A 26,350-nucleotide genomic window follows, 5' to 3' on the forward strand; every position below is an offset into this window, starting at 1 on the left:
TTCCTCCCGCGCTTAGCCAACGACCAGATTGAGCAGTTTACCGGGTACGTAGATCACTTTACGTACGGTAACGCCCTCAAGATATTTCGCGACCAGAGGTTCCTGGCCTGCACGCTCGCGAACCTGTTCTTCGGTTGCGTCGACCGCCACGGTAATTTTACCGCGCACTTTGCCGTTGACCTGGACTACCACCAGCGTGGTGTTTTCCACCATTGCTGCTTCGTCCGCAACCGGCCACGGCGCGTTGTCGATATCGCCTTCGCCTTTCAGTTCCTGCCACAGAGTAAAGCTGACGTGTGGCGTGAACGGGTTCAGCATGCGAACGACGGCCAGCAGCGCTTCACGCATTAAGGCACGATCCTGCTCGCCATCCTGCGGGGCTTTCGCCAGCTTGTTCATCAGTTCCATAATAGCCGCAATTGCGGTATTGAAGGTCTGACGACGACCAATATCATCGGTGACTTTTGCAATTGTTTTATGAACATCACGACGCAGCGCCTGCTGATCTTCCGTCAGGGCAGCAGCGTTCAGCGCCGGAGCATCACCCTGTGCGGTATGTTCGTAAACCAGTTTCCAGACGCGTTTCAGGAAGCGGTTCGCGCCTTCAACACCGGATTCCTGCCACTCCAGCGTCATGTCAGCCGGAGAGGCAAACATCATGAACAGACGCACGGTATCTGCACCGTAACGCTCAACCATCACCTGCGGGTCGATACCGTTGTTTTTCGACTTGGACATCTTGCTCATGCCGGTATAAACCAGCTCATGACCTTCAGCGTCTGTCGCCTTCACAATACGGCCTTTCTCGTCGCGCTCTACGATCGCGTCCACCGGAGACACCCAGTTACGCTCGCCGTTCGCGCCAACGTAGTAGAAGGCATCAGCCAGCACCATGCCCTGACACAGCAGCTGTTTGGCTGGTTCGTCAGAATTCACCATGCCAGCATCGCGCATCAGCTTATGGAAGAAGCGGAAGTAGAGCAGGTGCATGATGGCGTGTTCGATGCCACCGATGTAGATGTCTACCGGCAGCCAGTAGTTGGCCGCGTCAGAATCCAGCATGCCTTCCTGATACTGCGGACAGGTGTAGCGTGCGTAATACCAGGAAGACTCCATAAAGGTGTCAAAGGTGTCGGTTTCACGCAGCGCAGGCTGGCCGTTAACGGTGGTTTTCGCCCACTCAGGATCGGCTTTGATCGGGCTGGTGATGCCGTCCATGACCACATCTTCCGGCAGGATCACCGGCAGTTGATCTTCTGGCGTCGGCATCACGGTGCCGTCTTCAAGGGTCACCATTGGAATTGGCGCGCCCCAGTAACGCTGACGGGAAACGCCCCAGTCGCGCAGACGGAAGTTGACTTTACGCTCACCTACGCCCAGCGAGGCCAGCTTGTCAGCGATGGCATTGAAGCCCTCTTCGAAGCTCAGTCCGCTAAATTCGCCGGAGTTGAACAGGGTGCCTTTTTCGGTCAATGCCTGCTCAGACAGGTCGGGTTCAGAACCGTCTGCGGCCAGGATCACCGGCTTAATGGTCAGGCCATATTTGGTGGCAAACTCGTAGTCGCGCTGATCGTGTCCCGGAACGGCCATCACCGCACCGGTGCCGTATTCCATCAGCACAAAGTTCGCCGCCCAGACAGGAATAGCTTCACCCGTCAGCGGGTGAATCGCTTTAAAGCCGGTATCAACGCCTTTTTTCTCCATCGTCGCCATGTCGGCTTCAGCCACTTTGGTGTTGCGGCATTCGTCGATGAAAGTTGCCAGTTCCGGATTGTTCTCTGCCGCTTTCTGCGCTAGCGGGTGACCTGTGGCCACGGCCAGATAGGTCGCTCCCATGAAGGTGTCCGGACGGGTGGTGTAGACGGTCAGCGTTTGGTCGTAGTTCTCAACGTTGAAGGTAATTTCCACACCTTCAGAACGGCCGATCCAGTTGCGCTGCATGGTCTTAACGGTGTCAGGCCAGTGATCCAGTTTATCCAGATCGTTCAGCAGTTCGTCAGCGTAAGCGGTGATTTTGATAAACCACTGCGGGATCTCTTTACGCTCAACTTTGGTGTCACAGCGCCAGCAGCAGCCGTCGATAACCTGCTCGTTTGCCAGAACGGTCTGGTCATTCGGGCACCAGTTAACCGCAGACGTCTTCTTGTACACCAGGCCTTTTTTGTACAGCTCAGTGAAGAATTTCTGCTCCCAGCGGTAATATTCCGGGGTGCAAGTCGCCAGCTCGCGGCTCCAGTCATAGCCGAAGCCCAGCATTTTGAGCTGGTTTTTCATGTACGCGATGTTGTCGTACGTCCATGGTGCCGGTGCCGTATTGTTTTTTACTGCTGCACCTTCTGCCGGCAGGCCGAACGCATCCCAGCCGATAGGCTGCAGCACGTTTTTGCCCAGCATACGCTGGTAACGGGCGATCACATCACCAATGGTGTAGTTACGCACGTGGCCCATGTGTAGTCGACCAGAAGGATAGGGAAGCATCGACAGGCAGTAATACTTCTCTTTGCTCTCGTCTTCGGTTACTTCAAAGGTGCGCTTCTCGTCCCAGTGTTGCTGGACTTTTGATTCTATCTCTTCCGGGCGGTATTGCTCTTGCATGGCAGCCAGTGGTCCTGTTTTTAATACAGCTACAAATGTAGCCAATGGATGTGGTAATTCAGATCCGCATAGCATAGCCCAAACGTCCGCGTCAAAACAGCCTTTCGCACAAAAGCACTTTGCAGGAATTTACCGGGTCTGTGTTTCACCTGACAAAGCGGCGGTGAAATAAGGTCTATTATTAGAGTTAGTTACTTACCCGGGAGGCAAAATGATGAACAAGGTTGCTCAATTTTACCGCGAGCTGGTGGCGACACTGACGGAGCGGCTGCGTAACGGCGAGCGTGATATTGATGCGCTGGTCGAACAGGCGCGTGCCCGCGTGACGCAAACGGGTGAGTTAACGCGAACCGAAGTGGAAGAGGTGACGCGTGCGGTACGTCGTGACCTGGAAGAGTTTGCGCGCAGCTATCAGGAGAGCCAGGAAGAGGTCTCGGACAGCGTGTTTATGCGGGTGATCAAAGAGAGCCTGTGGCAGGAGCTGGCGGATATCACCGATAAAACGCAGCTTGAGTGGCGCGAGGTGTTTCAGGATTTGAACCATCACGGTGTGTACCACAGCGGCGAAGTGGTAGGGTTGGGAAATCTGGTGTGTGAGAAATGTCATCACCACATCGCGGTGTATACGCCGGAGGTGCTGCCCTTGTGCCCGAAATGCGGTCACGACCAGTTCCAGCGCCGGCCGTTTGAGCCCTAGGTAAAAGCAAAACGGCAACCCTGTTGCCGTTTTTAGTGTTTGCTCCCTCTCCCCGTGGGAGAGGGTTGGGGTGAGGGCATCAGGCCGCACTATAGTAAGCCAGTCTCTCCGCCAGCAAATCTACAAACGCTTCCCGGTCGATATCCACCATCACCGCAGTATTCGGCTCGTTCCCCGTCAGCGAGTAGTAATCCACCACCGTCATTCCCTGGGTATATTTCCCCTGCGTTTCCACACCAACCCAGCGGTCAACCGTGGTAAACATCTCAGGTTTCAACAGCCAGGCAATCGTGCACGGGTCATGCAGCGGTGCGCCATGGAAGCCCCATTTCTCGGCTTTGTGGTACTCCATAAAGAAGTCGAGCAGTTCTGCCACAGTCGTTGCCACCGGATTACCCACAGAGCGGAAGCGTTCAATATCGTCTGCCATAATTTGGGCCCGATGCGTCACATCCAGCCCCGCCATCACAATCGGCAGACCGGACTGGAAAACGATCTCTGCGGCTTCAGGGTCAACATAGATATTGAACTCCGCGGCTGGCGTCCAGTTTCCGAGCCCCATTGCGCCGCCCATGATGACGATCCGGGCGATTTTACCGTGCAGTTCTGGATGGCTGTTAAGCAGCAATGCCACGTTCGTCTGCGGACCTGTAGCCACCAGCGTCACGGGCTCTGCACTTTCGCGCAGCACCTTCGCCATCAACTCAACGGCGGTGCAGCCTTGTGGCGCGAAGCCCGGTTCCGGCAGTTCAGGGCCGTCCAGTCCACTTTCGCCATGAACGTTATCCGCAATGATCAGCTCGCGCATCAGCGGTTTCACGGCCCCGCCAGCGACAGGAATATCGGTGCGTTTGAGCAGGGTCAGCATGCGCAGCACGTTGCGCAAGGTTTTATCCGGCGTCTGATTTCCGGCGGATGAGGTAACCGCTTTTACGTCCAGTTCAGGGGAGGCAAGAGCGAGGACGAGAGCAATGGCGTCATCATGACCCGGATCGCAATCGAGAATAATAGGCTGTGCCATAGCGTTCTCCATACGTAGCGTTATTTTGTGACAAGGTTAACGCTGCAATGTGACGCCGACGAGAACAAGAGCGCGAAAGCGTGAGGCAGTGCGCAATCCGCAGATTGCGCACTGAGAAGATTAATGCAGGATTTTGGCGAGGAAATCTTTTGCACGTTCGGATTTCGGGTTCGCGAAGAACTCTTCTTTCGGCGAGTCTTCCACGATCTTCCCTTCGTCCATAAAGATGACGCGGTTGGCCACTTTACGGGCGAAGCCCATTTCGTGCGTCACCACCATCATGGTCATCCCTTCGTGCGCCAGCTCGACCATAACGTCGAGCACTTCGTTGATCATCTCTGGATCGAGTGCCGATGTTGGCTCATCAAACAGCATTGCCACCGGATCCATGCACAGCGCGCGGGCGATCGCGACACGCTGCTGCTGACCACCCGAAAGCTGCGCCGGGAACTTATCGGCATGTGCAGAAAGCCCAACGCGCTCCAGAAGCTTAAGGCCTTTCTCACGCGATGCTTTTTTATCGCGCTTAAGCACTTTCACCTGCGCCAGCGTCAGGTTCTCGATGATGGAGAGGTGAGGGAACAGCTCAAAGTGCTGGAACACCATACCAACGTGAGAGCGAAGCTGGGCAAGGTTGGTTTTTTTGTCGTTCACTTTGGTGCCGTTAACAACAATTTCGCCCTGCTGCACAGGTTCCAGACCATTAACGGTTTTGATCAGCGTGGACTTACCGGAACCGGACGGGCCGCACACCACCACCACGTCGCCTTTTTTCACTTCCGTGGAGCAGTCGGTCAGCACCTGAAAGTGCCCATACCATTTAGAAACATTTTTCAGGGAAATCATTATACCGTCCTTTTCTTCAGCCAACTGACCAACAGCGACGCGCTTAAACTAATCACAAAATAGACCGCGCCCGCGAAGAGCACCATCTCGACCTGCGTACCATCACGTTCACCGATGGTTGACGCGGTACGGAAGAAGTCTGCCAGACTCAGGACATACACCAGCGAGGTATCCTGGAACAGCACAATGCCCTGGGTCAGCAGGAGCGGAACCATGGCGCGAAACGCCTGCGGCAGAATAATCAGCTGCATGGACTGCCAGTGCGTCATCCCCAGCGCCAGCGCGGCGCTGGATTGCCCGCGGGAGATGCTCTGAATGCCCGCGCGGATAATCTCTGAGTAGTAAGCGGCCTCAAACATTGAGAACGCCACCATCGCCGAGATCAGGCGGATATCGGTTTTTGGTGACAGCCCCAGGACGTTTTGCAGAAAGCCGGGAACAATCAGGTAAAACCACAGCAGCACCATCACCAGCGGGATGGAGCGGAAAACGTTAACGTAGGCGGTCGCAAACCAGGCGAGCGGCTTAAAGCTCGACAGGCGCATCACCGCCAGCAGGGTGCCCCAGACGATACCAATGATGATGGCAATAACGGTGATTTTTAAGGTAATCACCAGGCCATCCAGTAGGTAAGGCATGGAAGGAACGATAGAACTCCAGTCAAATTCGTACATTATTTGCCCCCCAGATTGCCCGGCAGGCGTACTTTGCGTTCAACCAGGTTCATCACCAGCATGATGAAAGCGTTAATCAGAACATACGCGAGCGTGATCGCGGTGAAGGATTCCCACGCGTGAGCGGAGTAATCCAGCAGCTTGCCCGCCTGGGCCGCCATATCGACCAGGCCGATAGTGGAGGCGATGGCCGAGTTTTTCACCAGGTTCATCATCTCCGAGGTCATCGGTGGCACGATAACGCGGTAGGCATTAGGCAGCAGCACGTAGCGGTAGGTTTGCGGCAGGGTCAGGCCCATCGCCAGACCCGCATTTTTTTGTCCGCGGGGTAATGACTGAATGGCGGCACGCACCTGCTCACAAACGCGCGCAGCGGTAAACAGCCCCAGACACATCATGGAGGAGACAAAGAACTGCACATTTGGATCCAGCTCCGACTTGAACCACATGCCAATATTTTCCGGCAGCAGTTCCGGGATAACCAGATACCAGGTAAAGAATTGCACGATGAGCGGAACGTTACGGAACAGTTCCACATAGAGCGTGCCCAGTGTTGAAAGAAAACGGTTAGGGACGGTGCGCAGAATACCGAACAGCGAACCGACAAGAAACGCGATAATCCACGCTGTTATCGATAGTGCCACGGTGACCTGGAAGCCGCTCCACAGCCAGCCAAGATAGGTGGTGTTGCCGAACGGGGCTTGTTGCAGGAATATGCCCCAGTTCCAGTCTATTGACATAATAAACTCCAGAAAAAAAAGGGTAGCAGCGCTACCCTCGAAGATTGGTGAGAAGCTCATTTTTCGCGCTGAGTGGGGAACGACCACTCAACGTATAGTCTGTCCATGCTTCCCGACAATCGAGAGGGCAGGAGATCCCGCCCCTGTTGTTCTAATTAGTTAAGAGCCTTGTCATTTGGAGATTTGAACAGCGCTTTCATGTCATCAGACAGTTCAAAGTTCATGTTGAGATTTTTTGGTGGAATCGGGTTCTTGAACCATTTGTCGAACCATTTTTCCGCTTCGCCGGAAGTCTGTACCTGGGCGATAGTGTCATCGATCAGCTTCTTGAACTGCGGATCGTCTTTACGCAGCATGCAGCCGTAAGCTTCTTTTGACTGCGCGGTGCCGACGATGTCCCAGTTTTCTGGTTTCTTCGCTTTCGCACGCTCACCCGCCAGCAGGGCGTCATCCATCATAAACGCGACGGCACGGCCACTTTCCAGGGTGCGGAAGGAGTCGCCATGGTCTTTCGCGCTGATGATGCGCATATCCATTTTCTTCTCGTCGTTCAGCTTGTGCAGCAGCACTTCTGAGGTGGTACCGGACGTTACGACGACCGCTTTGCCTTTCAGGTCAGCAAAATCTTTGATATCACCGCCTTTCTTCGTCAGCAGACGGGTGCCCACGACGAAGATGGTGTCAGAGAAAGCGGCCTGTTTCTGGCGCTCGAGGTTGTTGGTGGTAGAGCCACACTCAAAATCAAAGGTGCCGTTTTGCAGCAGTGGAATACGGTTCTGTGAAGTGATTGGGATCAGCTTCACCTGCAGGTCAGGTTTGTTCAGCTTTTTCTTCACAGCTTCAACGATGGCGTTGGAGTAATCCTGTGAATAGCCCACGACTTTTTGCGTGTTGTCGTAGTAAGAGAACGGGACGGAAGATTCACGGTGGCCGACCACGATGACGCCGTTTTTGGCAATCTTGTCGAGAGTACTGCCTGCTGCTGGAGCATCTTCAGCGTGAACCACGCCGGCAGACATTCCCATAACCAGCATTGCTGTGGCCAGTTTACGTAATTGCATACCCAACTCCTTTCTTATCAGCGCCAGTGACGCATTGATACCCATTGTGATGTTGTTATATCTCGCGCGATGCGAGTGCAGTGTTATGCAAGCTTGTTAACATTTAGTCTGGCTTAATGTAAAGATTTTGCTGCGTTATTGTTTATTTTTGCGAAGCGCGCCGCACCATTCAGAGGCAAATATCTCCCGTTGCACCGTTTCGGTGCTACCGGTGATCTACGCTGGTGCGACAAGGTTGCACGTTAAGCCAAACTGCGTTTGCGTGAATATACAAAGCAACAGGCGTGCCAGATTTGGCACTGGAAGGAATTTGTCGGGTGGCGGCTACGCCTTACCCGAGCTACGGAGTCAAAATGTAGGCCGGGTAAGCGTTAGCGCCACCCGGCAACAGAAGGTAAGATTAGCGACGACGCTGACGCAGGCTCATCAGCACGGCACCGAAACCGAACAGCGCGGTCAGGATCCACAGCGGCCAGTTGCCGGTGCGGGCATACGGCGTCAGGCCGGTGGTTGGTGTGACTTTTGTGGTCAACACCTCACGGGTGAACTGCGGGATCATGGCCTGGATTTCACCCTGTGGACCAATCACGGCGGTGATGCCGTTGTTGGTGCTGCGCAGCAATGGGCGCGCCAGCTCCAGAGAACGCATACGCGCCATCTGGAAATGCTGCCACGGGCCGATAGATTTACCGAACCACGCATCGTTGGAGATGGTCAGCAGGTAGTCGGTATCCGGGCGGAAGTTATCGCGAACCTGCTCGCCGAGAATGATTTCGTAGCAGATGGCCGCCGTCAGGGCAAGGCCGTGCGCATGCAGCTGGGGCTGTACGTACGGGCCACGGCTGAAGGAGGACATCGGCAGATCAAAGAACGGAGCCAGCGGGCGCAGAATCGACTCCAGCGGAACAAATTCACCAAACGGCACCAGGTGGTTCTTGTTGTACCGATCCGTGGAGTTGTAGCTGTATTCGCTGTCTTTGCCGAGCGTAATGATGGTGTTGTAGGTGTCATAACGGTTCTGCTGATTCAGACGCGCATCGACAATCCCGGTAATCAGCGTGCTGCCGCGAGCCAGCAGCAAGTCGTTCATCATGTTCAGGAACGGCTGCTGATTGATCTCCAGATCGGGAATGGCGGATTCCGGCCAGATGATCAGCTGCGATTTACCCATCACCTCTTCGGTGGCGTTGGCGTAGATCTTCAGCGTGTTCAGCAGCTCTTTTTCATCCCACTTCATAGATTGCGGGATATTTCCCTGCACCATAGAAACCTGCATGGTGCGCTCAGGCTCAGGCGTGAACCACTGGATATACCGCAGCGGGAAGGGCAGGGCAAACAGCACCAGCGCCACGGCCAGCGGTTTCCAGCAACGCGTGACCAGCGACAGGATCAGCAGGCCGCTGACCACCATTAGCAGGAAGTTGATTGCCTCAACGCCCATGACCGGGGCCAGGCCTTTCAGCGGGCCATCAATCTGGCTGTAGCCGAACTGCAGCCACGGGAAGCCGGTCAACACCCAACCGCGCAGGAATTCGGTGATCTGCCAGACCACCGGCGCGGCAATGGCGACGCGCAGCCAGGTGGTTTTAGGCCACAGGCGGGAAAGGATCCCTGCGAACAGACCAGTATACAGTGAGAGATATGCCGCGAGCAGGACGACCAAGAAGACGTTAACCGGGCCCGGCATACCGCCAAACTGGGCGATGCTGACGTAGACCCAGTTAATGCCGGAGCCAAAGAGCCCCAGTCCCCAGAAGTAACCAATGGCGGCAGCCTGTACCGGACGCCGGTTCAGGGTCAGACCCTGAAGCCCCATCAGGGAGAGAATAGCCGCAGGCCAGATATCGTAAGGAGAAAAAGCCAGCGTACCGCTGGCTCCGAGTAACAGCGCCAGCAGCAAACGGACGCGCTGGCGTTCAAGTAATGGGGCAAATGCCATTTACATTAATCTTCCAGTTTTGGCACCGGTGAGTCGTCCGGCGTTCTGACATGAACCTGTATAATACGGCGGCTGTCGGCCATTGCCACTTTGAACTGGTAACCGTCGATGTCAACGGTTTCACCGCGCGCCGGAAGGTGGCCAAAGGCCTGCATCACCAGCCCGCCAATGGTATCGACCTCTTCATCACTGAAGTGAGTGCCGAAAGCGTCGTTGAAGTCCTCAATCGAGGCCAGCGCGCGCACGGTCCAGGTGTGGCGGCTGAGCTGACGGAAGTCGATATCTTCCTCTTCGTCATACTCATCTTCGATTTCACCCACGATCAGCTCAAGAATATCCTCGATCGTGACCAGTCCGGAAACGCCGCCAAATTCATCAATAACAATCGCCATGTGGTAACGCTGAGAGCGAAACTCTTTCAGCATCCGGTCCACACGTTTACTTTCCGGCACAACCACGGCCTGGCGTAACACTTTTTCCATGCTGAAGGCTTCGGCATCACTGCGCATAAACGGCAGCAGATCTTTCGCCATCAAAATCCCTTCGATGTGATCTTTATCTTCGCTGATGACCGGGAAACGCGAGTGGGCGGATTCGATGATCACATCGAGGCACTCGTCCAGGGTCTGGTTACGTTTCAGGGTGATCATCTGCGAGCGGGGGATCATGATATCGCGAACACGCTGGTCAGCAATGTCCATCACCCCTTCGAGCATTTCGCGCGTATCTTCGTCGATAAGGTCGTTTTGCCCGGAATCACGAATCAGCTCCAGCAGTTCATCACGGTTCTTGGGTTCGCCGTGGAAAAGCTGGTTCAGAATGAGGGAGAAAAATCCCTTTTTAGTGTTTGTCGTGTCGCTACTGTGTGAATTGTCGTCGCTCATGGCGTTTGTTAAGGGTTCTCTTGTTAGTTCAACATTTACCGCCACGCGAATTCCCTGCGCGGCGGCATAGTCGTCAGTAAGTTAACTGACTATTCTTTCTCGGCAATGTACGGATCCTCATAGCCCAGAGCAAGCATTATCTCTGTCTCGAGGGACTCCATCTCTTCCGCTTCGTCATCTTCAATATGATCGTAGCCAAGCAGATGCAGGCTGCCATGCACCACCATATGCGCCCAGTGGGCTTCCAGCGGCTTTTGCTGCTCTTTGGCTTCCTGTTCAACCACCTGACGGCAGATGATCAGATCCCCCAGCAGCGGCATCTCGATACCCGGCGGGGCTTCGAACGGGAAAGAGAGCACGTTGGTTGGCTTATCTTTCCCACGGTAAGTCAGGTTAAGCTCATGGCTTTCTGCCTCATCCACCAGGCGAATCGTCACTTCTGATTCTTCCTGAAACTGGGGGATAACGGCATCCAGCCATTTCTGAAACTGTGCCTCATCTGGCATACCGGAATTGTCTTCACAGGCCAGCTGTAAATCGAGGATCACCTGACTCATTTCTGTTCTTGCTCCTGCGCGTCGCGCTTACGTTCTGCGGCCAGTTCGGCCCTGCGTTTTTGATCCGCCTCTTCCCAGGCTTCATAGGCGTTAACGATGCGCGCAACTACCGGATGGCGTACCACGTCTTCACTGTGGAAGAAGTTAAAGCTGATTTCATCGACTTCGGCCAGCACTTCAATGGCGTGGCGCAGGCCGGATTTGGTGCTGCGCGGCAGGTCGATCTGGGTAACGTCACCGGTAATGACCGCTTTCGAGTTAAAGCCAATACGCGTCAGGAACATCTTCATCTGTTCGATGGTGGTGTTCTGGCTTTCATCAAGAATGATGAACGCGTCGTTTAACGTGCGACCACGCATGTAGGCGAGTGGGGCCACTTCAATCACGTTACGCTCAATCAGCTTTTCGACCTTCTCAAAGCCGAGCATCTCAAACAGCGCATCGTATAAAGGACGCAGATACGGGTCGACCTTCTGACTCAGATCGCCCGGCAGGAAGCCCAGTTTTTCACCCGCTTCCACCGCCGGACGGGTCAGCAGGATACGGCGGATTTCCTGACGTTCCAGCGCATCCACCGCCGCGGCAACGGCCAGATAGGTTTTACCCGTACCCGCCGGCCCCACGCCGAAGGTGATGTCGTGGTCGAGAATATTAGCGATGTACTGCGCCTGGTTTGGCGTACGCGGCTTAATGACGCCACGCTTGGTCTTGATGTTGATGGCCTTACCGTAGTCCGGCACACTTTCCGCGCTCTGCTCAAGCACGCGCGCCTCTTTAATGGCGAGGTGAATTTGTTCCGGTTCGATATCCTGAATTTCGCCGCGCATCGGGGCGGTATCGACATACAAGCTGCGCAGGATATCTGCATCCGCATTGACGCAGATAGGGCGTCCGGTAAGTTTGAAGTGATTATCGCGACGATTGATTTCGATACCCAGACGTCGCTCCAGTTGTTTGATGTTGTCATCAAACGGTCCGCACAGGCTCAGCAGGCGAGCGTTGTCTGCGGGCGTTAGGCTGATTTCACGCGTATCTATGTTCAAACTGTTCCTCTTTGATTGGTTAGCTGACCCGCTGCCACCCGGCGTAATAAAACGGTCATTACCGAAATTATTCACGCCATAGAATAAAGGCGCAAGCATTGCAGATGATATTGGGGACGATGAGAGGAAATACAAGGCCTGCCGAAGCGGCAGGCCCGAAGGATTAAGGCTGGTAAATCCCCACGCCAGAATCGTTTTCTTTGCGGGTACGCGAAATGACGGATTCCGGTGACTCGGCAATACGCAGGCCCATTTCGTCTTCAGTGCGGACCACTTTCGCACGCAGTGAGTTGGTGAGCACTTCGACAATCTCAACGTCCACAAATTTACCGATCATGTCCGGGGTGCCTTCAAAATTCACCACGCGGTTGTTTTCTGTACGACCGGAGAGTTCCATAATGCTCTTGCGCGAGGTGCCTTCTACCAGTATGCGCTGGACGGTGCCGAGCATACGGCGGCTCCAGGCGTTGGCCTGCTGGTTGATGCGCTCCTGCAGAATATACAGACGCTGCTTTTTCTCTTCTTCCGGCACATCGTCAACCATATCGGCCGCAGGGGTTCCAGGACGCGCGGAGAAGATGAAGCTGTAGCTGACGTCAAAATTCACTTCACCAATGAGCTTCATGGTGCGCTCGAAGTCATCCGCGGTTTCACCAGGGAAGCCGACAATAAAGTCGGAGCTTATCTGGATATCCGGACGCGCTTCACGCAGCTTACGGATGGTGGATTTGTACTCCAGAACCGTATGCGGACGGCCCATCAGGTTCAGAACGCGGTCAGAGCCGCACTGAATCGGCAGATGCAGGAAGCTCACCAGCTCTGGCGTATCGCGATAGACATCAATGATGTCATCGGTGAATTCCATCGGATGGCTGGTGGTAAAGCGAATACGGTCGATACCGTCAATCGCGGCCACCAGGCGCAGCAGTTCAGCAAAGGTGCCGGTGGTGCCGTCGTAGTTCTCCCCACGCCAGGCGTTAACGTTCTGGCCCAGCAGGTTCACTTCGCGAACGCCCTGCGCGGCAAGCTGCGCGATTTCAAACAGAATATCGTCTGCCGGGCGGCTGACTTCTTCGCCACGGGTGTAAGGCACCACACAGTAAGTGCAGTATTTGTTGCAGCCTTCCATGATGGAAACGAAAGCGGTCGGGCCATCTGCGCGCGGTTCTGGCAGACGGTCAAATTTCTCGATCTCCGGGAAGCTGACGTCAACGACCGGGCTACGATTACCGCGAACCTGGTTGATCATCTCCGGCAGGCGGTGCAGAGTCTGCGGGCCAAAGACGATATCCACATAGGGAGCTCTCTGGCGGATCAGCTTACCTTCCTGTGATGCGACGCAACCGCCCACGCCGATGATCAGGTCCGGATTTTTTCGTTTGAGAAGTTTCCAGCGGCCTAACACGTGGAAGACTTTTTCCTGCGCTTTTTCACGAATTGAACAGGTGTTCAGCAGCAACACGTCGGCTTCTTTCGGATTTTCAGTCAGCTGGTATCCGTGGGTGGTGTCCAGCAGATCGGCCATCTTGGATGAATCGTATTCGTTCATCTGACAGCCCCAGGTTTTTATATGGAGTTTTTTAGTCATCGACTTGCTCAGCTCAGGATTGCAAGCCGCGTATTGTAATGCTTTGGTGGGGTTGTGACCAGTATGAAGGTTATGTGTCTCAGGACCGCAAAAATCCGGTAAACTTAAGGGATTCTCCAATAAGGAAAAATGACCATGACACTCCAACACACCGAAGTTGCCGTTGTCGGCGGCGGTATGGTCGGCGGCGCACTGGCGCTGGGGCTGGCGCATCAGGGATTTGAGGTAACGGTAATTGAACAGGCTGCACCGCCGGCATTCGATCCCGCCAGCAAGCCGGATGTGCGCATTTCTGCTATCAGCGCGGCGTCAGTCGATCTGCTGCGCGGTCTGGGCGTCTGGGAAACGGTGCAGGCGATGCGTGCGCATCCCTACAGCCGTCTTGAAACCTGGGAGTGGGAAAATGCCCACGTTGCGTTTGATGCTGCGGAGCTGAAGCTGCCGCGCCTGGGCTACATGGTGGAAAACAATGTGCTCCAGCTGGCGCTCTGGCAGGCCCTGGAGGCGCACCCGAAGGTGACGCTGCGTGTTCCTGCGTCACTTAAGGCACTTCATACTCACGAAAGCGGCTATTTGCTGACGCTCGACAGCGGTGATGAGCTGGCTGTGAAGCTGGCCGTCGGGGCGGATGGTGCCAATTCTCAGGTCAGACAGATGGCAGGTATTGGGGTACATGCCTGGCAGTATGAGCAGTCTTGTATGCTGATTACCGTCCAGTGTGAGAATTCGCCGGGTGAGAGCACCTGGCAGCACTTTACGCCGAATGGCCCGCATGCCTTTTTACCGCTATTTGATCATTGGGCGTCACTGGTGTGGTACGACAAACCGGCGCGCATTCGCCAGCTACAAGGGCTTTCAATGGAACAACTGCAGCGCGAGATCCTGCAGCACTTCCCGAGCCGTCTGGGGCATATCACACCAGTCGCCGCTGGCGCATTCCCGCTCACGCGACGTCACGCTTTGCAGTATGCCCGTGACGGGCTGGCGCTGGTGGGGGATGCGGCACACACCATACACCCGCTGGCCGGGCAGGGGGTAAATCTTGGGTATCGTGACGTTGACGCGTTACTGGACGTTTTAAGTCATGCGCGCGGGCATGCGGAAGCGTGGTCCAGCCATCAGGTACTGAAGCGTTACCAGACGCGACGTATGGCGGATAATTTTATTATGCAGTCGGGAATGGATCTGTTCTATGCCGGGTTCAGCAATGACTTAGCGCCAGTACGTATTCTGCGTAACATTGGCCTCATGGCGGCGGAACGTGCTGGTGGGTTGAAACGTCAGGCCCTGAAATACGCTCTCGGACTTTAATTGCTGCTTCGACTATTCCCTCGCCCCTTTGGGGAGAGGGTTAGGGTGAGGGGGCATCAGGCCGCACAAACAACAAAAACAAAAAAGCCCGCAGAGCGGGCTTATTTGTTTTTAAGTGGCTGGGGTGCAGGGATTCGAACCCCGGAATGCTGGTATCAGAAACCAGAGCCTTACCGCTTGGCGACACCCCAATAGCGTTAAACAAACTGCTTAACGACTTTTTAAATTGGCTGGGGTACGAGGATTCGAACCTCGGAATGCCGGAATCAGAATCCGGTGCCTTACCGCTTGGCGATACCCCAACAATTTGTCTTGATTACCGAAAAATCGACAATCTTAATTTGGTGGCTACGACGGGATTCGAACCTGTGACCCCATCATTATGAGTGATGTGCTCTAACCAACTGAGCTACGTAGCCAGTACTGCAATCTTCGATGGCTGGGGTACCTGGATTCGAACCAGGGAATGCCGGTATCAAAAACCGGTGCCTTACCGCTTGGCGATACCCCAATACCGCGGAGAACCGCAAAATCGAAGAAATATGGCTGGGGTACCTGGATTCGAACCAGGGAATGCCGGTATCAAAAACCGGTGCCTTACCGCTTGGCGATACCCCATCCGTGCAACGCTTACCTGGGAATGGTGCGGGAGGCGAGACTTGAACTCGCACACCTTGCGGCGCCAGAACCTAAATCTGGTGCGTCTACCAATTTCGCCACTCCCGCAAAAAAGATGGTGGCTACGACGGGATTCGAACCTGTGACCCCATCATTATGAGTGATGTGCTCTAACCAACTGAGCTACGTAGCCATCTTTTTTCGCGTTACCTTATCGGCGTTGCGGGGCGCATTATGCGTATAGACCCTTGCAGCGTCAACACCTTTTTCAACGAAAATAGCCGGAATGTGACTGTTTGGTTAGGTTGCGAACAGCGTGACCGAATATTCGGCAATTATTGGTTATTAATCGTTTTTCGAGAGTGAAATGCAAGGCAAAAAAAAGGCCCCAGAGGGGCCTGATTAGAATCGTCGCGATTATTTGTAGGCAGACTGGTGAACGCCTACCGCACGGCCAGATGGATCGTTCATCGCTTTGAAAGATTCATCCCATTCAATCGCTTTGGCAGACGAGCAGGCGACGGATGGGCCACCCGGAACACACTCTGCCGCACTCGGCACCGGGAACAGCTCTTCAAAGATTTCGCGGTACAGGTACGCTTCTTTCGAGCCCGGCGTGTTGTACGGGAAGCGGAAGCTTGCCGTTTCCAGTTGCTGGTCGGAAATCTGTTTTGCTGCCACCTCTTTCAGGGTGTCGATCCAGCTATAGCCTACGCCATCAGAGAACTGCTCTTTCTGACGCCACGCCACGCTCGCGGGCAGGTATGATTCAAAACATTCGCGCAGGATATGTTTTTCCATTTTACCGTTGCCGCACATTTTGTCCTGCGGGTTGATACGCATCGCCACGTCGAGGAATTTCTTATCCAGGAACGGGACACGCGCTTCCACTCCCCATGCCGACATTGCTTTGTTGGCACGTGCACAGTCAAACATATGCAGTGCCTGCAATTTACGCACGGTCTCTTCATGCAGTTCTTTGGCGTTTGGCGCTTTATGGAAGTACAGGTAGCCGCCAAACACTTCGTCAGAACCTTCACCGGACAGCACCATCTTGATGCCCATCGCTTTAATCTTACGTGACATCAGGTACATCGGCGTTGAGGCACGAATGGTAGTAACATCATAAGTTTCAATGTGATAGATCACATCGCGGATTGCATCCAGGCCTTCCTGCACGGTGAAGTGAATTTCATGGTGCACGGTGCCCAGATGGTTTGCCACTTCCTGCGCAGCTTTCAGGTCAGGTGCCCCTTCAAGACCCACGGCAAAGGAGTGCAGCTGCGGCCACCAGGCTTCGGAGCGCTCCTGATCTTCCACGCGGCGAGCGGCGAATTTCTTGGTGATCGCGGAGATCACGGAGGAGTCCAGACCGCCGGAGAGCAGCACGCCATAAGGTACGTCTGACATCAGGTGGCTTTTCACGGAATCTTCCAGCGCCTGACGCAGCTCGGCTTTATCCGTCACGTTGTCTTTAACCGCGTCATAATCGAACCAGTCGCGCTGGTAGTACGGACGGATCTCACCGTCTTTACTCCACAGGTAGCTGCCTGCCGGGAACTCTTTAATGGTGCGGCAGACCGGTACCAGGGCTTTCATTTCAGAGGCAACATAGAAGTTGCCGTGTTCATCGTGGCCCATGTACAGCGGGATAATGCCGATATGGTCGCGGCCAATCAGATACGCGTCTTTTTCGCTATCGTACAGGGCGAAGGCAAACATACCCTGCAGGTCGTCCAGGAATTCCGGACCTTTCTCCTGATAGAGCGCCAGAATCACTTCACAGTCAGACCCGGTCTGGAAGGCGTAGCGATCGCCGTACTCGGCGCGCAGTGCCTGATGGTTATAGATTTCACCGTTAACAGCCAGCGCGTGCGTTTTTTTCTCGTTATACAGCGGCTGTGCACCGGCGTTGACGTCTACGATAGACAGACGTTCGTGAGCCAGAATCGCTTTATCACTGGCGTAAACGCCTGACCAGTCCGGGCCGCGATGGCGCATCAGGCGGGACAGTTCGAGTGCTTTTTTACGCAGTTCGCCTGCGTCAGTTTTAATATCCAGTACGCCAAAAATTGAACACATAACCTTCTCCGTTAACCCTGTTGCTTTGTAATGTTGCTTGCTTATGAAAATGCCGCAAAGGGAGAAGGGGCGCAAGAGATTTACGGGCGAAAACGGAAATAGTGCAATGGTGATTGTGGAATAGTGAAAAAAGAGTACGTCACGAACGCTTTTATTGATGATTATGCAATAAAGTGCGCTTTTTGTTAGATAGGATTTTATTTGTAAGGGCTAAAAATGAAAAACCACGCCCTGAGCGTGGTTTGGTATCAGATAATGTCAATTTCATCGACGGAGGGGTAAATCCAGCTTGGTCGGAACGGCATCGAATCAATGTCATCAAGCTGCGAGACGCCGGACAGCACCAGAATGGTTTCCAGACCCGCCTGGAAGCCGGCCAGAATATCCGTACGCAGGTTATCGCCGACAATAACCGTTTCTTCTGAGTGGGCCTGCATTTTATTGAGCGCGGCGCGGATGATCCACGGGCTTGGTTTGCCGACATAGAATGGCTTGCGCCCGGAGATTTTTTCAATACCGGCACACAGCGCGCCACAGGCCGGATAAAAACCTCGACCGTGGGTATCCGGGTTGGTGGCAATGAAGCGCGCGCCGTTGGCAACGAAGAACGAGGCTTTATGCATCATCTCCCAGTTATAGGAGCGCGTTTCACCCACAATCACGAAGTCCGGATTGACATCGGTAATCGTAAAGCCCGCTTTATACAGCTCGTGGATCAGCGCGCCTTCGCCGACCACGTACGCTTTTTTGCCTTCCTGACGTTTCAGAAAATCCGCCGTTGCCATCGCCGAGGTATAAAACACACTGTCCGGGACGTCGACGCCCGCCGTCGCAAAGCGGTTTGCCAGATCCTGACCGGTCTGAGAAGGGTAGTTCGTGAGAAGAACCAGAGGCATTCCTTTGTCGATGATGCGGTGAAGAAACTCCGCAGCACCTGGTACGGCAACGTTGTCGTGCATCAGCACGCCGTCGATATCACAAATTACATTCTTAATGGTCATGGACGTTCCGACATCAAAAAAAGAAGGCGTTACTATAAGGTCCGATCAACTTTCCAGCAAATGCTGCAGCAGAATACCGTTGAGCATGGCGCGTTTCACCAGCGCAAAAGCGCCAATTGCCGAGCGATGGTCAAGTTTTGAACGAACCACAGGAAGATTCTGGCGGAATGCTTTCAGCGCCTGGGTGTTAATACAGCCTTCAATCGCGGGGAGCAGCACCTTTTCCGCTTCAACAATTTCTCCGGCTATCACCACTTTCTGTGGGTTAAACAGGTTAATGGCGATGGCGATAGTTTTCCCCAGATGGCGCCCAACCTGCTCGATCACCTCACAGGCCAGTGCATCGCCTTTATTGGCGGCTTTGCAGATGGTGCCTATCTTGCAATCAGCCAGCGTGACGCGACTCTGGTAACCTTGTTCAAGCAGATGGCGAACGCGGTGCTCAATGGCCGTGTTGGCGGCAATGGTTTCAAGGCAGCCGAAGTTACCGCAGTGGCAGCGTTCGCCCAGCGGCTCGACCTGAATGTGGCCGATCTCGCCGACGTTACCGTTGCGACCAATAAAAATCCGACCGTTAGAAATAATACCTGCGCCTGTCCCGCGGTGGACACGCACCAGAATAGAGTCTTCGCAGTCCTGACTCGCACCAAAGTAGTGCTCTGCCAGTGCCAGAGAACGAATATCGTGGCCGACAAAACAGGTCACTTTAAAGCGTTTTTCCAGCGCGTCGACCAGCGCCCAGTTTTCCACCTGAATGTGCGGCATGTAGCGAATCACGCCGCTTTCCGGGTCGACCAGTCCGGGTAAAATCACTGAAATTGCAATGAGCTCGCGGATCTTACGCTGACAGCTCTCAATAAAGTGCGCGATGGTATTCAGCAGCGCGTGCTCCAGCGTCTCCTGGGTGCGCTCGGGAAGGGGATAGTGCTCTTCCGCAATTGCTTTGCTGCTCAGATCGTAGAGCGTGAGCGTGGTGTCATGACGGCCGAGCCGAACGCCAATCGCCTGAAAATTGCGGGTTTCGGTAATAATGGAGATAGCGCGGCGGCCCCCGGTAGAGGCCTGCTGATCGACTTCTTTGATCAAACCGCGCTCAATAAGCTGGCGGGTAATTTTTGTCACGCTGGCGGGAGCAAGCTGGCTTTGTTCGGCTATCTGAATTCGAGAGATTGGCCCGTGTTGGTCAATCAGGCGATATACCGCCGCACTGTTAAGTTGTTTAACGAGATCGACATTACCGATTTGAGCTTGTCCGCCTGGTGTCATACTTTTACTTACTCAGTGACGACCTCGTTACCATTAACGATGGTCTTAATAATTTTATAATCGTGTGTGAATGCCGTCAGGTTTGCAACCATACCCGGTGCAATTCCGCCAAGCTGTTTATCCACGCCGATTGCGCGAGCCGGATAAAGGGTAGCCATACGCAGGACTTCATCCAGCGCAATCCCACAGTGCTCAACCAGGTTACGCACCCCTTCAATCATTGTTAAAGAGGAACCGCTCAGCGTACCGTTTTCATCCACACACAGTCCATTGCGGTAGTATATTGTTTTACCGGCAAAAATGAACTGCTCAATATTTGCACCTGCTGGTGCAGTGGCATCGGTAACCAGGCAAAGCTTGTCACCTTTCAGGCGCTTGGCATTACGAATGTTGGTGTAATCCACGTGCATACCATCAGCAATAATGCCGCAGTAGACGTCTGGCTCGTCCAGAATCGCCCCGACCAGACCCGGTTCGCGACCGGTGATATAAGGCATGGCGTTGTAAAGGTGCGTGGCGAAGGTAATGCCCGCGCGGAAGCCCGCTTTGGCTTCTTTCAGCGTGGCGTTTGAGTGCCCTGCTGAAACCACAATCCCGGCGGCAGCCAGTTTGCTGATCACGTCAGTGCCGGTCATCTCTGGTGCCAGCGTCACTTTAGCGATCACATCGGCGTTCGCACACATGTAGTCGACCAGTTCAGCGTCAGGCTTGCGCACGTAATTCGGGTTATGGGTGCCTTTCTTCACGATATTCAGCCATGGCCCTTCCAGGTGCAGACCGAGCGCCTGATTAGGATGTTTGGCGAGGTATTCGCGCATCACGCGGATACCCTGTTTCATCAGGTCATCACTGCTGGTGATGAGCGTTGGCAGATAGCTGGTGCAGCCCGATTTCTCGTTGGCTTTCTGCATGATTTCCAGCGTTTCAACCGTCACCGCCTCGGCAGTGTCATTGAATTGCACACCGCCGCAGCCGTTCAGCTGTACGTCGATGAAACCGGGGGAGATTACTGCTCCATTGAGTGAGCGCTGTTCAATCCCTGGCGGCAGTTCTGCCTGCGGACAAACACGTTCAATCAGGCCATTGGCGATAACAATCGCATGGTCATCCAGAATTTCGTGGCCGGTATAAATCCGACCGTGGGTTAAAGCGTACATAACGACCCCCGGTTAAAAAAAGCGGCCGCCTCTTTGAGAAGAGGCGGTTAATCAATTACAGACCTTTGATGTTCTCGGCTTCTAACTCGTTGAAGTATTTCAGCGTTTTCACTTTCAGCTCCATCGTGGACGGTTCGTCGCAGACGATGACTGATTTTGGATGCAGCTGCAGGCAGCTGATGGTCCACATGTGGTTAACGTTGCCTTCAACGGCAGCCTGGAGCGCTTGCGCTTTCACGCCACCCAGCACCAGAATCATCACTTCTTCGGCATCCAGCAGGGTGCCTACGCCAACGGTCAGGGCGTATTTTGGAACCTGGTTCACATCACCGTCAAAGAAGCGGGAGTTTGCCACGCGGGTGTCATGGGTCAGCGTTTTAATACGCGTGCGGGAAGCCAGGGACGATGCCGGCTCGTTAAACGCGATATGACCATCGTTGCCCACGCCGCCCATAAACAGGTGGATTTTACCGTAAGAACGGATTTTTTCTTCGTACTGACGGCATTCTGCGTCAATATCAGGCGCATTTCCATTCAGCAGGTTAATATTTTCCGCTGGGATATCAACGTGATCAAAGAAATTCCGGTGCATAAAGCTATGGTAGCTTTCCGGGTGGTCTTTTGGCAGGCCGACATATTCATCCATATTGAAGGTCACAACATGTTTGAAGCTAACCTGGCCCGCTTTGTGCATTTCAACCAGGGCTTTATACGCCGTCAGCGGAGTACCGCCGGTTGGCAGGCCAAGAACGAAAGGACGATCGGCGGTAGGCTTGAAGGCATTAATGCGGTTAACGATATGGCGAGCGGCCCATTTACCGACTTGTTCAGCAGTTGCCAGGGGAATCAGTCTCATTGTTCACCTCAAGAGTTAAAGTAGAAGAGTGGGCGGATGGCTACCGGAACCTGATACTTAAGCGTAACCTGGAACCTTTCAGGCTGGATCAATCCGTCTTGATTTTTTGAATGATAAAATAAGTTTTCGCTGTTAGCCAGTGAAAGGGAGGGCTTAATACGATATTTGGTGACAAAAATCACAAAAAATGGGTGTTTAATTTGCGATACGAATTAATTTTTCACACACTCACACTGCCAGTGAATTATCGACGGTACTTATCGTTAGCAACACAATAAAAACATAGTTAATGCGCGAGCCTGGAAAGGGTCTCGTAGGGGGAATAGGATGAATATTTTAGGTTTTTTCCAGCGCCTCGGTAGGGCTTTGCAGCTCCCTATCGCCGTGCTACCGGTTGCAGCGCTGCTGCTGCGATTCGGGCAACCCGATCTTCTCAACGTGCCGTTTATCGCCCAGGCTGGCGGCGCAATCTTTGACAACCTGGCGCTGATTTTCGCCATCGGCGTTGCTTCCAGCTGGTCTAAAGACAGTGCGGGGGCCGCAGCGCTGGCAGGGGCGGTTGGTTACTTCATCCTGACGAAAGCGATGGTAACGATTAACCCGGAAATCAACATGGGCGTACTGGCGGGTATCATTACCGGTCTGGTCGGCGGTGCGGTATATAACCGCTGGGCAAACATCAAGCTGCCAGACTTCCTCAGCTTCTTTGGTGGCAAACGCTTCGTGCCAATCGCGACCGGCTTCTTCTGTCTGGTTCTCGCCGCGATCTTTGGCTACGTCTGGCCGCCAGTGCAGCATGCTATCCATGCGGGCGGCGAGTGGATCGTCTCTGCGGGTGCGATGGGTGCGGGCATCTTCGGCTTCATTAACCGTCTGTTGATCCCAACCGGTCTGCATCAGGTTCTGAACACCATCGCCTGGTTCCAGATTGGCGAGTTTACCAATGCGGCGGGTACCGTTTTCCACGGCGACATTAACCGCTTCTACGCGGGTGATGGTACCGCGGGCATGTTTATGTCCGGCTTCTTCCCAATCATGATGTTTGGTCTGCCGGGCGCTGCGCTGGCCATGTACCTGGCTGCGCCGAAAGCGCGTCGTCCAATGGTCGGCGGTATGCTGCTGTCAGTCGCCATTACCGCATTCCTGACCGGTGTGACCGAGCCTCTGGAATTCCTGTTCATGTTCCTGGCTCCGCTGCTGTACCTGATGCACGCGGTGTTAACCGGTATCAGCCTGTTCGTGGCGACTCTGCTGGGCATCCATGCGGGCTTCTCCTTCTCTGCAGGCGCGATCGACTATGTGCTGATGTACAACCTGCCAGCGGCAAGCAAGAACGTCTGGATGCTGGTGGTGATGGGTGCGGCCTTCTTCGTTATCTACTTCGTTCTGTTCAGCGCGGTTATCCGTATGTTTAACCTCAAAACGCCGGGCCGCGAAGATACCACTGATGACGTCGTCACCAGTGAAGCCAACAGCAATACCGAAGAAGGTTTAACTCAGCTGGCAACCAGCTACATTGCCGCAGTCGGCGGTACCGACAACCTGAAAGCCATTGATGCCTGTATTACCCGTCTGCGTCTGACCGTGGGTGACTCCGCTCGCGTAAGCGATGCAATGTGTAAACGCCTTGGCGCATCTGGCGTCGTTAAACTGAACAAACAAACTATCCAGGTTATCGTGGGCGCCAAAGCGGAATCCATCGGTGACGAAATGAAGAAAGTGGTTGCGCGTGGCCCGGTCGCAGCGGCATCAGCTGACAGCGCACCTGCGGCAACGGCGACTCCGGCCGCGAAGCCACAGGCCGTGCCTAACGCCGTGACGGTGGCGGCTCTGGTCTCTCCGGTAACGGGTGAGGTCGTTGACCTTGAACAAGTGCCTGACGAAGCGTTCGCCAGTAAAGCGGTAGGCGACGGCGTGGCGGTGAAACCAACGGACAAAACCGTCGTCTCTCCTGCTGCGGGTACTATCGTGAAGATTTTCAACACCAACCACGCGTTCTGCCTCGAAACCGAAAATGGCGCGGAGATTGTTGTCCACATGGGCATCGATACCGTTGCGCTGGAGGGTAAAGGCTTTACTCGTCTGGTGGAAGAGGGCGCTGAAGTGGTGGCCGGGCAGCCGGTTCTGGAGATGGATCTGGACTTCCTGAACGCCAATGCACGCTCCATGATCAGTCCGGTTGTTTGCAGCAACATCGACGACTTCAGTGGCCTGGTTATTCAGGCGAAAGGTCAGGTGGTTGCAGGTCAAACGCCGCTGTATGAGATTAAAGGCAAGTAATCGCTCCTGAGTAGAGTCATGCCTTAAGCGGCGGGGGATATCCTCCGCCGCTTTTTTTTGCAGCAAATGCCCCCATTATTTTCATCTGATACGTATTTTCCGTAACTAAGGGTTGTCACTACGTCCGGCTTATAAGATCATATGCCGTTATACGTTGTTTACGCTTTGAGGAATCCACGATGAGTGAGGCTGAAGCCCGCCCGAGTAACTTTATTCGTCAGATCATCGATGAAGATCTGGCCAGTGGTAAGCACACCACGGTGCATACCCGCTTCCCGCCGGAGCCGAACGGCTACCTGCATATTGGTCATGCGAAATCCATCTGCCTGAACTTTGGCATTGCGCAAGACTATCAGGGGCAGTGCAACCTGCGTTTCGATGACACCAACCCAGTAAAAGAAGACATCGAATACGTTGAGTCCATCAAGAACGACGTGCAATGGCTGGGCTTCAACTGGTCTGGCGATATCTGCTACTCCTCTGACTATTTTGATCAGCTGTACGCTTACGCGGTTGAGCTGATCAACAAAGGTCTGGCGTACGTCGATGAACTGTCCGCGGATGAAATCCGTGAATACCGCGGTACGCTGACGCAGCCTGGCAAAAACAGTCCGTTCCGCGATCGCAGCGTGGAAGAGAACCTGGCGCTGTTTGAAAAAATGCGTGCGGGTGGCTTTGAAGAAGGCAAAGCCTGTCTGCGTGCCAAAATCGACATGGCTTCTCCGTTCATCGTGATGCGCGATCCGGTGCTGTACCGCATTAAGTTTGCTGAACACCACCAGACCGGTAACAAGTGGTGCATCTACCCGATGTACGACTTCACCCACTGCATCAGCGATGCGCTGGAAGGCATTACCCACTCGCTGTGTACGCTTGAGTTCCAGGATAACCGTCGCCTGTACGACTGGGTGCTGGATAACATCACCATCCCTGTGCATCCGCGTCAGTACGAGTTCTCTCGTCTGAATCTGGAATACACCGTGATGTCCAAGCGTAAGCTGAACCTGCTGGTGACTGACAAGCACGTTGAGGGCTGGGACGACCCGCGTATGCCGACCATTTCTGGTCTGCGTCGTCGTGGCTACACCGCTGCTTCTATTCGTGAGTTCTGCAAGCGCATCGGCGTGACCAAGCAGGATAACACCATTGAAATGGCGTCGCTGGAGTCCTGCATTCGTGAAGACCTCAACGAAAATGCCCCGCGCGCGATGGCGGTTATCGACCCGGTAAAACTGGTTATCGAAAACTATCCTCAGGGTGCAAGTGAGCTGGTTGCCATGCCTAACCATCCGAACAAACCGGAAATGGGAAGCCGTGACGTACCGTTCAGCGGTGAAATCTGGATCGACCGCGCTGACTTCCGTGAAGAAGCCAACAAGCAGTACAAGCGTCTGGTGCTGGGTAAAGAAGTCCGTCTGCGTAACGCCTACGTGATCAAAGCCGAGCGCGTAGAGAAAGATGCAGAAGGGAATATCACCACCATCTTCTGTTCATACGATGCCGAAACGCTGAGCAAAGATCCTGCCGATGGTCGCAAGGTGAAAGGCGTTATCCACTGGGTAAGCGCTTCTCACGCGCTGCCGGTAGAAATCCGTCTGTACGATCGTCTTTTCAGCGTGCCTAACCCGGGTGCGGCGGAAGACTTCCTGGCGACGATCAACCCGGAATCTCTGGTGATCAAACAGGGTTATGCTGAGCCATCGCTGAAAACAGCTGAAGCAGGTAAAGCGTTCCAGTTCGAGCGTGAAGGTTACTTCTGCCTGGACAGCCGTTACAGCACTGCGGAAAAACCGGTATTTAACCGTACCGTCGGTCTGCGTGACACCTGGACCAAGATCGGCGAATAATAACGCCGCTCTGGTCAATGAGAAACAAACGCCGCTTATTGCGGCGTTTTTTTTATTAATGATCATATCGTTAAAGTGGCGTTGTAAAAATGTCCGCCGTTATTTTTGGTCAATGTGGTGCTACTTATTTTTTTTAAAAAAGTTTGTCTGTTTTTGAAAATGGCAAATTTCGCAAAATACGCGATTTTTAATGTTCTAATACCCTGAAATACGCTGCTATACCCCCGCCAAATCACGCTTCCGGCCAAATGTTACAAAGCACTACCAATTATGTGCACTTCGTCATA

At 54.1% G+C, this 26,350-nt stretch carries 20 protein-coding genes and 7 tRNA genes; 4 read left to right on the forward strand and 23 right to left on the reverse strand.

Annotated elements, in window-relative coordinates:
* Nucleotides 1-12: 12 nt before the first annotated feature.
* Nucleotides 13-2,595, reverse strand: a complete 2,583-nt coding sequence (gene leuS, locus L383_RS21965; RefSeq protein WP_023332394.1) for a leucine--tRNA ligase — start codon at nucleotides 2,593-2,595, stop codon at nucleotides 13-15.
* Between the two features lie 214 nt (nucleotides 2,596-2,809).
* Between leuS and L383_RS21960 the strand changes: the two genes are divergently transcribed.
* Nucleotides 2,810-3,292 carry a zinc ribbon-containing protein gene (locus L383_RS21960; protein ID WP_014882999.1) on the forward strand — a complete coding sequence of 161 codons (483 nt, stop codon included), beginning with the start codon at nucleotides 2,810-2,812 and terminating at the stop codon, nucleotides 3,290-3,292.
* Between the two features lie 79 nt (nucleotides 3,293-3,371).
* On the opposite strand, the gene rihA is transcribed toward L383_RS21960, so the two are convergent.
* The 10 genes from rihA to miaB all read right to left on the reverse strand — a co-directional run bounded on the left by rihA (nucleotide 3,372) and on the right by miaB (nucleotide 13,645).
* On the reverse strand, nucleotides 3,372-4,313 hold the full coding sequence (gene rihA / locus L383_RS21955; protein ID WP_014883000.1) for a pyrimidine-specific ribonucleoside hydrolase RihA: 942 nt from the start codon (nucleotides 4,311-4,313) through the stop codon (nucleotides 3,372-3,374).
* 120 nt (nucleotides 4,314-4,433) lie between these two features.
* Nucleotides 4,434-5,159, reverse strand: coding sequence for an amino acid ABC transporter ATP-binding protein (locus tag L383_RS21950; RefSeq protein WP_014883001.1), 726 nt, complete (start codon nucleotides 5,157-5,159; stop codon nucleotides 4,434-4,436).
* Nucleotides 5,159-5,833, reverse strand: coding sequence for a glutamate/aspartate ABC transporter permease GltK (gene gltK, locus L383_RS21945; protein ID WP_014883002.1), 675 nt, complete (start codon nucleotides 5,831-5,833; stop codon nucleotides 5,159-5,161). Before gltK ends, L383_RS21950 begins: the two co-directional genes overlap by 1 nt.
* Nucleotides 5,833-6,573 (reverse strand): glutamate/aspartate ABC transporter permease GltJ, encoded by a 741-nt coding sequence (gltJ, locus tag L383_RS21940; RefSeq protein WP_014883003.1) that lies wholly within the window; start codon nucleotides 6,571-6,573, stop codon nucleotides 5,833-5,835. Before gltJ ends, gltK begins: the two co-directional genes overlap by 1 nt.
* 155 nt (nucleotides 6,574-6,728) lie before the next feature.
* A complete protein-coding gene (locus L383_RS21935; RefSeq protein WP_023332396.1) occupies nucleotides 6,729-7,634 on the reverse strand; it encodes an amino acid ABC transporter substrate-binding protein in 906 nt (301 codons plus the stop codon).
* Between the two features lie 400 nt (nucleotides 7,635-8,034).
* Nucleotides 8,035-9,573, reverse strand: a complete 1,539-nt coding sequence (gene lnt / locus L383_RS21930; protein ID WP_023332397.1) for an apolipoprotein N-acyltransferase — start codon at nucleotides 9,571-9,573, stop codon at nucleotides 8,035-8,037.
* 5 nt (nucleotides 9,574-9,578) lie between these two features.
* Entirely contained in the window at nucleotides 9,579-10,457 is an 879-nt protein-coding gene (gene corC, locus L383_RS21925; RefSeq protein WP_014883006.1) for a CNNM family magnesium/cobalt transport protein CorC, read from the reverse strand.
* Between the two features lie 89 nt (nucleotides 10,458-10,546).
* Nucleotides 10,547-11,014 carry an rRNA maturation RNase YbeY gene (ybeY, locus tag L383_RS21920; RefSeq protein ID WP_008501052.1) on the reverse strand — a complete coding sequence of 156 codons (468 nt, stop codon included), beginning with the start codon at nucleotides 11,012-11,014 and terminating at the stop codon, nucleotides 10,547-10,549.
* Nucleotides 11,011-12,057 carry a PhoH family protein gene (locus L383_RS21915; protein WP_032628771.1) on the reverse strand — a complete coding sequence of 349 codons (1,047 nt, stop codon included), beginning with the start codon at nucleotides 12,055-12,057 and terminating at the stop codon, nucleotides 11,011-11,013. Before L383_RS21915 ends, ybeY begins: the two co-directional genes overlap by 4 nt.
* A gap of 163 nt (nucleotides 12,058-12,220) precedes the next feature.
* Nucleotides 12,221-13,645, reverse strand: a complete 1,425-nt coding sequence (miaB, locus tag L383_RS21910) for a tRNA (N6-isopentenyl adenosine(37)-C2)-methylthiotransferase MiaB (protein ID WP_014883008.1) — start codon at nucleotides 13,643-13,645, stop codon at nucleotides 12,221-12,223.
* Between the two features lie 135 nt (nucleotides 13,646-13,780).
* Here miaB and ubiF point away from each other — a divergent pair, with 135 nt between their 5' ends.
* Nucleotides 13,781-14,956 carry a 3-demethoxyubiquinol 3-hydroxylase gene (gene ubiF, locus L383_RS21905; protein ID WP_023332399.1) on the forward strand — a complete coding sequence of 392 codons (1,176 nt, stop codon included), beginning with the start codon at nucleotides 13,781-13,783 and terminating at the stop codon, nucleotides 14,954-14,956.
* A 116-nt stretch (nucleotides 14,957-15,072) separates the two neighbouring features.
* Here ubiF and L383_RS21900 read toward each other — a convergent pair.
* From L383_RS21900 to nagB, 12 genes are all read right to left on the reverse strand, one after another.
* Nucleotides 15,073-15,147 (reverse strand) — tRNA-Gln (locus tag L383_RS21900).
* A 36-nt stretch (nucleotides 15,148-15,183) separates the two neighbouring features.
* Nucleotides 15,184-15,258, reverse strand: a tRNA-Gln gene (locus tag L383_RS21895).
* Nucleotides 15,259-15,298: 40 nt separating this feature from the next.
* Nucleotides 15,299-15,375, reverse strand: a tRNA-Met gene (locus tag L383_RS21890).
* Nucleotides 15,376-15,392: 17 nt separating this feature from the next.
* Nucleotides 15,393-15,467: transfer RNA gene (locus tag L383_RS21885), tRNA-Gln, on the reverse strand.
* 32 nt (nucleotides 15,468-15,499) lie between these two features.
* Nucleotides 15,500-15,574: transfer RNA gene (locus L383_RS21880), tRNA-Gln, on the reverse strand.
* Nucleotides 15,575-15,597: 23 nt separating this feature from the next.
* Nucleotides 15,598-15,682 (reverse strand) — tRNA-Leu (locus tag L383_RS21875).
* Between the two features lie 8 nt (nucleotides 15,683-15,690).
* Nucleotides 15,691-15,767, reverse strand: a tRNA-Met gene (locus L383_RS21870).
* Between the two features lie 224 nt (nucleotides 15,768-15,991).
* Entirely contained in the window at nucleotides 15,992-17,656 is a 1,665-nt protein-coding gene (gene asnB / locus L383_RS21865; protein ID WP_014883010.1) for an asparagine synthase B, read from the reverse strand.
* Nucleotides 17,657-17,904: 248 nt separating this feature from the next.
* Nucleotides 17,905-18,657: a ribonucleotide monophosphatase NagD gene (gene nagD, locus L383_RS21860; RefSeq protein ID WP_008501057.1), complete on the reverse strand. Its 753-nt coding sequence runs from the start codon at nucleotides 18,655-18,657 to the stop codon at nucleotides 17,905-17,907.
* 45 nt (nucleotides 18,658-18,702) lie between these two features.
* Nucleotides 18,703-19,923, reverse strand: coding sequence for a DNA-binding transcriptional regulator NagC (locus L383_RS21855; RefSeq protein WP_023332400.1), 1,221 nt, complete (start codon nucleotides 19,921-19,923; stop codon nucleotides 18,703-18,705).
* A gap of 8 nt (nucleotides 19,924-19,931) precedes the next feature.
* Nucleotides 19,932-21,080 carry an N-acetylglucosamine-6-phosphate deacetylase gene (gene nagA, locus L383_RS21850; protein WP_023332401.1) on the reverse strand — a complete coding sequence of 383 codons (1,149 nt, stop codon included), beginning with the start codon at nucleotides 21,078-21,080 and terminating at the stop codon, nucleotides 19,932-19,934.
* Between the two features lie 55 nt (nucleotides 21,081-21,135).
* A complete protein-coding gene (gene nagB, locus L383_RS21845) occupies nucleotides 21,136-21,936 on the reverse strand; it encodes a glucosamine-6-phosphate deaminase (protein ID WP_008501061.1) in 801 nt (266 codons plus the stop codon).
* Between the two features lie 327 nt (nucleotides 21,937-22,263).
* On the opposite strand from nagB, the gene nagE reads away from it, so the two are divergent.
* Complete coding sequence (gene nagE, locus L383_RS21840) at nucleotides 22,264-24,216, forward strand: PTS N-acetyl glucosamine transporter subunit IIABC (protein ID WP_023332402.1); 1,953 nt, start codon at nucleotides 22,264-22,266, stop codon at nucleotides 24,214-24,216.
* 179 nt (nucleotides 24,217-24,395) lie between these two features.
* A complete protein-coding gene (gene glnS, locus L383_RS21835; protein WP_023332403.1) occupies nucleotides 24,396-26,063 on the forward strand; it encodes a glutamine--tRNA ligase in 1,668 nt (555 codons plus the stop codon).
* Nucleotides 26,064-26,350 lie beyond the last annotated feature (287 nt).

The sequence above is a fragment of the Enterobacter sp. MGH 37 genome (assembly GCF_000534515.1).
Lineage (GTDB): Bacteria > Pseudomonadota > Gammaproteobacteria > Enterobacterales > Enterobacteriaceae > Enterobacter > Enterobacter kobei.

Coding starts and splice junctions, on each gene's coding strand:
- leuS (WP_023332394.1), bottom strand. CDS start 2,595: ATGCAAGAGCAATACCGCCCGGAAGAGATAGAATCAAAAGTCCAGCAA.
- L383_RS21960 (WP_014882999.1), top strand. CDS start 2,810: ATGAACAAGGTTGCTCAATTTTACCGCGAGCTGGTGGCGACACTGACG.
- rihA (WP_014883000.1), bottom strand. CDS start 4,313: ATGGCACAGCCTATTATTCTCGATTGCGATCCGGGTCATGATGACGCC.
- L383_RS21950 (WP_014883001.1), bottom strand. CDS start 5,159: ATGATTTCCCTGAAAAATGTTTCTAAATGGTATGGGCACTTTCAGGTG.
- gltK (WP_014883002.1), bottom strand. CDS start 5,833: ATGTACGAATTTGACTGGAGTTCTATCGTTCCTTCCATGCCTTACCTA.
- gltJ (WP_014883003.1), bottom strand. CDS start 6,573: ATGTCAATAGACTGGAACTGGGGCATATTCCTGCAACAAGCCCCGTTC.
- L383_RS21935 (WP_023332396.1), bottom strand. CDS start 7,634: ATGCAATTACGTAAACTGGCCACAGCAATGCTGGTTATGGGAATGTCT.
- lnt (WP_023332397.1), bottom strand. CDS start 9,573: ATGGCATTTGCCCCATTACTTGAACGCCAGCGCGTCCGTTTGCTGCTG.
- corC (WP_014883006.1), bottom strand. CDS start 10,457: ATGAGCGACGACAATTCACACAGTAGCGACACGACAAACACTAAAAAG.
- ybeY (WP_008501052.1), bottom strand. CDS start 11,014: ATGAGTCAGGTGATCCTCGATTTACAGCTGGCCTGTGAAGACAATTCC.
- miaB (WP_014883008.1), bottom strand. CDS start 13,645: ATGACTAAAAAACTCCATATAAAAACCTGGGGCTGTCAGATGAACGAA.
- ubiF (WP_023332399.1), top strand. CDS start 13,781: ATGACACTCCAACACACCGAAGTTGCCGTTGTCGGCGGCGGTATGGTC.
- asnB (WP_014883010.1), bottom strand. CDS start 17,656: ATGTGTTCAATTTTTGGCGTACTGGATATTAAAACTGACGCAGGCGAA.
- nagD (WP_008501057.1), bottom strand. CDS start 18,657: ATGACCATTAAGAATGTAATTTGTGATATCGACGGCGTGCTGATGCAC.
- L383_RS21855 (WP_023332400.1), bottom strand. CDS start 19,923: ATGACACCAGGCGGACAAGCTCAAATCGGTAATGTCGATCTCGTTAAA.
- nagA (WP_023332401.1), bottom strand. CDS start 21,080: ATGTACGCTTTAACCCACGGTCGGATTTATACCGGCCACGAAATTCTG.
- nagB (WP_008501061.1), bottom strand. CDS start 21,936: ATGAGACTGATTCCCCTGGCAACTGCTGAACAAGTCGGTAAATGGGCC.
- nagE (WP_023332402.1), top strand. CDS start 22,264: ATGAATATTTTAGGTTTTTTCCAGCGCCTCGGTAGGGCTTTGCAGCTC.
- glnS (WP_023332403.1), top strand. CDS start 24,396: ATGAGTGAGGCTGAAGCCCGCCCGAGTAACTTTATTCGTCAGATCATC.